10 protein-coding genes are annotated in these 6,637 nt (G+C 42.1%); all 10 read left to right on the top strand.

Annotated elements, in window-relative coordinates:
- Positions 1–496 (top strand): branched-chain amino acid ABC transporter permease (locus HGJ98_RS09370; RefSeq protein WP_291350806.1); only part of this gene is annotated, 496 nt, incomplete at its 5' end.
- Positions 468–1,232 (top strand): ABC transporter ATP-binding protein, encoded by a 765-nt coding sequence (locus tag HGJ98_RS09365; protein WP_291350805.1) that lies wholly within the window; start codon positions 468–470, stop codon positions 1,230–1,232. The genes HGJ98_RS09370 and HGJ98_RS09365, both read left to right, overlap by 29 nt.
- The gene (locus HGJ98_RS09360) at positions 1,225–1,929 is read left to right on the top strand and encodes an ABC transporter ATP-binding protein (RefSeq protein ID WP_291350804.1); all 705 of its coding nucleotides are present in this window, start codon (positions 1,225–1,227) and stop codon (positions 1,927–1,929) included. The genes HGJ98_RS09365 and HGJ98_RS09360 overlap by 8 nt, the downstream gene beginning before the upstream one ends.
- Positions 1,930–2,006: 77 nt before the next feature.
- Positions 2,007–2,684, top strand: coding sequence for a PHP domain-containing protein (locus HGJ98_RS09355; RefSeq protein ID WP_291350803.1), 678 nt, complete (start codon positions 2,007–2,009; stop codon positions 2,682–2,684).
- Positions 2,668–3,501, top strand: a complete 834-nt coding sequence (locus tag HGJ98_RS09350; protein WP_291350802.1) for a 4Fe-4S binding protein — start codon at positions 2,668–2,670, stop codon at positions 3,499–3,501. Before HGJ98_RS09355 ends, HGJ98_RS09350 begins: the two co-directional genes overlap by 17 nt.
- Positions 3,502–3,516: 15 nt before the next feature.
- Positions 3,517–3,819 (top strand): 4Fe-4S dicluster domain-containing protein, encoded by a 303-nt coding sequence (locus tag HGJ98_RS09345; protein ID WP_291350801.1) that lies wholly within the window; start codon positions 3,517–3,519, stop codon positions 3,817–3,819.
- 47 nt (positions 3,820–3,866) lie between these two features.
- A complete protein-coding gene (locus HGJ98_RS09340) occupies positions 3,867–4,469 on the top strand; it encodes a hypothetical protein (protein WP_291350800.1) in 603 nt (200 codons plus the stop codon).
- A gap of 3 nt (positions 4,470–4,472) precedes the next feature.
- Positions 4,473–4,688 (top strand): hypothetical protein, encoded by a 216-nt coding sequence (locus HGJ98_RS09335; RefSeq protein WP_291350799.1) that lies wholly within the window; start codon positions 4,473–4,475, stop codon positions 4,686–4,688.
- Between the two features lie 3 nt (positions 4,689–4,691).
- On the top strand, positions 4,692–5,102 hold the full coding sequence (locus tag HGJ98_RS09330) for a MaoC/PaaZ C-terminal domain-containing protein (RefSeq protein WP_291350798.1): 411 nt from the start codon (positions 4,692–4,694) through the stop codon (positions 5,100–5,102).
- A 151-nt stretch (positions 5,103–5,253) separates the two neighbouring features.
- The gene (locus HGJ98_RS09325; RefSeq protein WP_291350797.1) at positions 5,254–6,567 is read left to right on the top strand and encodes an MFS transporter; all 1,314 of its coding nucleotides are present in this window, start codon (positions 5,254–5,256) and stop codon (positions 6,565–6,567) included.
- Positions 6,568–6,637 lie beyond the last annotated feature (70 nt).

Genomic DNA, 6,637 nt, shown 5'->3' with positions numbered 1-6,637 from the left:
TCGAATCGTTTCCTCCCTTGTCGGTCGAACCTTCAAATCGATTCGTAACAGCGAAGAATTAGCAGCTACCCTGGGGATTAATGTCATGAAAAGCAAGTTACTGGCCTTTGGTATTGCAGCCTTCTTTACCGGTATTGCAGGGGCCTTGTTTTCGAGCTATATCCGGTTTTTAGGTCCGGAGATTGCTGCAACCCATCTAACCTTTGAATTCTTGCTGTTTCTATTAATAGGAGGGCAAGCGACCATAGCCGGGCCCCTAGTGGGAACCCTCTTAGCCTCAGGAATCACAGAAAGCCTCCAGTTTATGCAAGAATATCGGATGGTTGTCTTCGGGGCACTGCTTATCGTAATCGTTAAGTTCTTCCCAGGAGGGCTGGTAGGAGCAACGAAGTCATTAAAAGCCAAGTTAGAGAAACGGGTTAACCAAAAGAAGTCAGGAACAAACCTGCCGTCGAAAGGAGAAAGCCATGCTGCTAAAAACCGAGGCTTTAACTAAAAACTTCGGCGGGCTGACCGCCTTAAACAAGGTGAACTTTGAGATCGAAGAGGGGGAAATTGTAGCCATTATCGGACCTAATGGGGCCGGAAAGTCGACATTTTTTAATCTCATCAGCGGTTTCTATCCGTCTTGTTCCGGAAGAATTAGTTTTATGGGTAAGGATATGACAGGCACTCCAACTCACGAGTTTGCCTGCAGCGGTATAGGTAGAACCTTTCAGACCACGAACCTTTTTACAGATAGTACAGTACTGGACAATTTGATCATTGGTTATCGATCTAAAACCAAAATGGGAATGCTCGATGCCATCTTTAATACCAAGCGTGCGCGGAGGGACGAAGGAGCGAGCCGGGAAAAAGCGGGGGAGATCTTAGAATTCATAGGACTCAACGAGGTGAAGAATCAACCGGTTGGAAACATTTCCCAAGAGGCCGCCAAACGCTTAGCTATTGGATTGGCCCTGGTGACTGAACCGCGCTTACTGTTGCTGGATGAGCCGGCTGCGGGTATTAATCATGGAGAAACCAGCGAGTTAGTGAAGTTAATTGAGAAAATTCAACATTCTGGGATTACAGTGTGTTTAATCGAGCATAAGATGCAGATGGTTATGAATTTGGCGCACAGAATCATGGTTTTAAATTATGGTACGAAGATTGCTGAAGGAACCCCAAGAGAAATTAATAACAATGACCGAGTAATAGAAGCTTACTTAGGGGGGACCAAGGATGCTTAAATTATCTGGAATAAATGTGTCCTATGGAAGCTATCTTGCATTACAAGATGTTAACATAGAAGTCAATAAGGGAGAGTTTGTCGTCTTATTAGGGGCCAATGGTGCTGGTAAATCAACGCTTTTTCGGACGATTAGCGGATTACTAAAGCCAACGAGTGGAAGTATTGAGTTTAAGGGTCATAAAATTGAACAATTGCCAGCCTTTAAGATGGTAAACTTAGGGATATCCCAATGCCTGGAAGGGCGGGCTCTATTTTCGCATATGCCGGTGAAGCAGAATTTACTCTTAGGGGGTTATGTCCGGCGTAAAGATAAAGACGGTATAAAAAAGAGTTTGACCATGGTCTATGAATTATTCCCTGTCCTGAAAGATAAAGAAAACGATTTAGCAGGTTCTTTAAGCGGTGGACAGCAACAGATGGCGGCGATAGGAAGGGCACTCATGTCTGATCCGGAATTGTTGTTGTTAGACGAACCCTCAATTGGTCTAGCTCCCATAGTAGTTCAGCAAGTATTTGATGCGGTAAAGATTGTGAATAAGGCCGGAAAGACAGTTCTCTTAGCAGAGCAAAATGCCCATTTGGCCTTGAAGGTGTCTCATCGTGGTTATGTATTAGAAAACGGTCGAGTTGTCATGCATGATCGAAGTGATGTACTGTCAGGTAATGAAGAAGTTAAAAAGGCTTATATTGGATAAACAAATCGCTGGAGAGAATTAGTTGGCATTAGTTTTGCATTAAACTGTAAGAACCAATTAATTGAAGGATTTGGTATATGAGCATGGAATTTGACATACATACCCACTCCAGCCAAGGTTCTGCTTGTAGCCGTATGACTGTGGAGGATTTGGTGCAGGCTGCGTGTAAGAAAGGTTTAAGTGGAATTTGTATCACAGATCATGATTACTGCTGGGATCCAGGTAATTTAGCTAAATTGCATAATGAGAGCGGGATTCAAGTATATAGTGGGGTAGAATTAAGTACCCCTGTCGGCGAAATTTTGGTTTATGGTGTTCATCAGCCCTTACTTCACCTTAGAGAGGACCTTTCCAAATTAACCTTAAGGGTCGAAGAATTAGGAGGAGTAATGGTTGTCGCTCATCCTTTTCGCATGGATTTTGGAGTTTCAACTTTGTCCAGGGAAGAACGAGGTTTAGAGCCGATAGATATTGAGGAACTATGTAGGAGATCTGTGTTTAGCTTCGTAAATACATTGGAAACTTTCAATGGACGTAGCAGTTGGAAAGAAATTCTAGCGGCGCAAAAGGCAGCAGGTATTTTAGGCAAAAAGGGAACTGGGGGTAGTGATGCTCATAGTACACTCAGTGTTGGCTCCTGTGTTACTGTATTTGATTATCCGGTCTTAAACGAGGCCCAATTAGTCAGTCAGTTGCGTAAAGGAAGCTTTTATGCCAAGAAGAAGGAGGAGACTCAAAATGTGTTGGGTATGTGAAAAATATGGTAACGGAGAAAAGTGGTATCTTAACCCAGAAAACTATGCACGTCGTCTTTATAAGGTGCGTAAAGAAGGACATGAGGCTTCAGGTGCAGATGTAGATCCGCAGGCTGCAGGTATGGGAGCAGGGGTTGTTGCGGAGTTAGTTAAAGCACGAATCAGCGGAGACCTAAAATGGGAAGAAGATATTAAACGTGAGGCTTTAGAACATGCCTATCAAACTCATTTCGGACAGGTTGTCACCCTCGATGAGTACTTGCAGATTTTAGACATAGCCTATCCATTAGTAAAAATGACGTGTGGTTGTCGTAGAGTTCAGCGGGGTATGCCTGATGACGAAAATTTCACTTGCATGGGTATTGGTCCGGGTATGTATAAATGGGAACGTTGGCCAGAAACCTACCGTGGGGGGGTCGAGTTCCTAACTCCAGAAGAAGCGAAGGAATGGGCCATGATGAACCACAAAGAGGGGCGGGTTCAGACGGTTGATGTTTTCGGAACACCCTATATAGGGGGACTATGCATGTGTGAGTATCCAGGGTGTGTTGCAGTTCGCAATAGACTTGACTATGATTTTAAATTCTTGTTAAAGGGGCATACCGTAGCTAAAGTAGATCGAGAAACGTGTACTGGATGCAAAAGCTGTCTAGGACGATGCCAATTTAAATCCCTTAACCTTGAGGTTTATACCAACAAGGCCTATGTCGATATGGATCAATGCTTTGGATGCGGCTTATGTGTTACGGCTTGCCCGAGCGGAGCAATAGAATTATTAAACCGAGAAAGTCTGCCGGGATTGGCCGAAAACTGGTAATAAGGAGGAAAATTGATGATTGCTCAAATCAAGATAGACTATGATTTATGCAAAGATCCATTAGGCTGTCGCCAATGTTTAAGTGTTTGTCCCTCCGTGGTTTTTGTATGTGGTCCTACGAAGAAATGGAAAGGTCGGGAGACAGATCCCAAAGAATATAAAATTGTTGGTCGCTATTTTGACAAATGTTCTGGTTGTAGAGATTGTATTGAGGTTTGTCCTACAGGGGCGATTAATTTGGAATTCGTTGCTCAAGATCAATTAGCACAGATTTATAAAGAGGAACGGGCAGCGCAATTGAAAGAACGAAATGTCTAAATATCTAAAAAGATCTGGCTTTAATATAAAATAAAGGGGAGTTTCGTATGGCTTTGGATTTTAAAGTTTTGCAGAAAGTCAAAGGCAACCCCAGCACTGAAGTAGCTGGCAACCGACGACTCAAAATAAACCCAGGTCAAGATTATAAATACGATATGCCAAAGGAACTAATCTATAAAGTTATGGAGGAATTCCCATTAGAAAGTCTATTTGATTCTGAGGGAGAAACCAGCGAGGAGTATCTAATAAACCGGGGGAAAGCCTTTATGAACCTCTTGATTAATGAAGCTGACTCCGATACTTTTCGGGACAGAACGGCGGAGATGATCGAACGTGTTGCTAAGCAGACTGGAATAAGCTTTCCCCATGTCTTTGAACGTTATGTTGAACTTGGAATACTGACTTTGCGCCCAAGAGATGCATGGACAGTCACAGAGGCGACGACCAAGGCACTAAAATTTCGAAATTTTAACTGTAGTATTGGCAAAATGTTCGCCGAAAAAAGGCTCAATAACTGTCATGTTTTTTGTTTAGCAGCCAACCAAGTTGCCGCTGAAAAGACTAGTCTGAGCTTGGATATGTTCTGTAGTAAGGATTTAAATGACAGTGGATTATGCGAGTTGGTATTTCGTGTGCAACAAGGGGGTTAACTTGTGCATATTGGACATAACCCAGATGATATAGATCATGAGAGTTTAGCAATGAGACATTTAGGTGAGGGTATTGTCAAAGAGCAAGCGGGACATTTACATGAAGCGTTGAACGAATATATGTTGGCTAGTGTTCTCGATCCAGAATTGGAAATGGCTTCGATCAAAGTCATAAAACTCAACCAAAAGCTAGGCTTATCTCCCTGGAAAAGAGGGTGAACAATGAAAAATCTGCATAGTCATCAGGTCTTTGATCAATTACCAGTTCGAGAATGGGTTCCAAGTAACATGCAAATACGCCAGTATGCGGAAGCCTCGGGAGACTTTAATCCTATTCATTTGGATGATATCTATGCACGCCAAGCTGGCCTGGGAGGAGTAATTGCTCATGGTATGCTTACGATGGCTCAAATGGCTGCTATGTTAACCGAATGGATGGGTAATGAGGGTAGGATAGGGAAGCTAAATGTACGTTTTGTGGGAATGGTTCGGCCCGGAGACAGGATTAGATTAACAGGTTTTATAAGGGCTAGATCTGAACAAACCTTAATATGCGATTTAGAAGCGTTAAATGAGAAGGATAAGAGAGTACTATCGGGGATAGCCCATATTCACCTAAATCTCCTAAACTAATCTGCCGATGCCTATTCGAGACCTATGTACCTTTAGCCGATTTTATTAATGTATTGGAGAGATTAGGGTTTGTAACCCTAATTTCTTCTTAGGCCTTAACTAAGAAGTCATGACAATTACGTATTCAGTTTTTTAGAGAGGATATTAGGCCTTGGAAACAAAACATACAAAGGATTTTTCATATAAAGAAATGTTTTTTAAGGTCAATTTGCGTCTCAGGGGAGCATTGCTCATACTTTATCTAGGATATATTCTAGCAATGTTTCACCGGGTTTCTATTGCCATTATGGCAGATCGTTTGATTGAGGATCTTAATTTAAACCTTTCACAAATGACTATTATGGCAGCGGTATACTTTTACCCTTACGCTCTAATGCAGTTCCCAGTCGGAATTTTAGTCGATCGTATTGGACCTAAACGTTTAGTCTCTGCAATGCTGCTGCTAACCTCCTTTGCCTCGATTATCTTCGCCCTGGCAACGACATTTCAATTAAGCCTTATTTCGAGGCTTCTTATAGGGCTGTCTGTATCCTGTATTTTTGTTCCTACGGAAAAATTTATTGCAAGTTATTTTCCTCCTGAAATATTCTCAACATTGACAAGTCTGCTGGTTTTTTCCGGGATAATAGGGATTCTTTGCGCCTCTGTACCCTTAGCCTTCCTAGTCGAATTTCTTGATTGGCGTACAGTTTACTTTATGATGGGCGTCATCGCATTAGTTCTGGGTTTTGCTACCTGGTTTTTGCTCGATGATAGACAAATGTTAAAACAATCTGATAATAAACCAAGACAAATCAGCTCAAAATTGGCGATGAAATGGGTACTCTCCGAATGGGGTATGTGGCCTATCGCCATACGGAATTTCTTTGCTTACGGTGCTGCAATGGCTTTTCAAAGTTTGTGGGCAGGGCCGTATTTGATGACTATTCTTGGTATGAACAGGATATCCGCTGGTTATTTGATAATGTTGTTATCTTTGGGCCAATTACTAAGCTTACCTTTCAGTGGAATCCTTTCGGACAAGGTTTTTCATTCCCGTAAATTGCCTATGCTCATTGGTAGTCTAGGTTCTGTTTTTTTATGGATACCGTTTGCTTTCTATACAAGTTTCTTATTGCCTTGGCATATTGCCCTTATTTTTCTATTAAGCGGGTTGTTAGCAGGTATTAGCTCTGGCCCAATATTCACTCTGATGAAAGAGTTGTATCCCACACCCTTGACAGGAACGGCAATAGGAATTGGTAACTTTTTTAATATGGCGGGGGCTGCAATCATTCCCTTGCTTTGTAGTGTTGCCATGGCTCAAAGTGTTCAGAGCTCGGGTGAACTGACGGCTAGTTCGTTTACTATTGGTTTTAGGTATTTGTTGTTTGCATATGGAATTGCAGCATTAGCTACAGTTTTTTCAAAAGATACATCACTTGAAAAGAATATATCCATAAGCAGCCAGGGCTATAAGATCTAAAGGAGAGCATTACAATGAATCCTGTATCAAACCACAAAGAGAATTCGGAGTACTATGAAATCTTGAAAGG

The organism is Desulfosporosinus sp., from assembly GCF_014237355.1.
Taxonomy (GTDB): domain Bacteria; phylum Bacillota; class Desulfitobacteriia; order Desulfitobacteriales; family Desulfitobacteriaceae; genus Desulfosporosinus.
Note: the sequence above shows the minus strand (reverse complement) of the source record. Positions and strands in the feature narration are given on the sequence as shown.

Bases quoted from the DNA above. Each gene is read 5' to 3' on its own strand.
- HGJ98_RS09365 (WP_291350805.1), top strand. From the start codon at position 468: ATGCTGCTAAAAACCGAGGCTTTAACTAAAAACTTCGGCGGGCTGACC.
- HGJ98_RS09360 (WP_291350804.1), top strand. From the start codon at position 1,225: ATGCTTAAATTATCTGGAATAAATGTGTCCTATGGAAGCTATCTTGCA.
- HGJ98_RS09355 (WP_291350803.1), top strand. From the start codon at position 2,007: ATGAGCATGGAATTTGACATACATACCCACTCCAGCCAAGGTTCTGCT.
- HGJ98_RS09350 (WP_291350802.1), top strand. From the start codon at position 2,668: ATGTGTTGGGTATGTGAAAAATATGGTAACGGAGAAAAGTGGTATCTT.
- HGJ98_RS09345 (WP_291350801.1), top strand. From the start codon at position 3,517: ATGATTGCTCAAATCAAGATAGACTATGATTTATGCAAAGATCCATTA.
- HGJ98_RS09340 (WP_291350800.1), top strand. From the start codon at position 3,867: ATGGCTTTGGATTTTAAAGTTTTGCAGAAAGTCAAAGGCAACCCCAGC.
- HGJ98_RS09330 (WP_291350798.1), top strand. From the start codon at position 4,692: ATGAAAAATCTGCATAGTCATCAGGTCTTTGATCAATTACCAGTTCGA.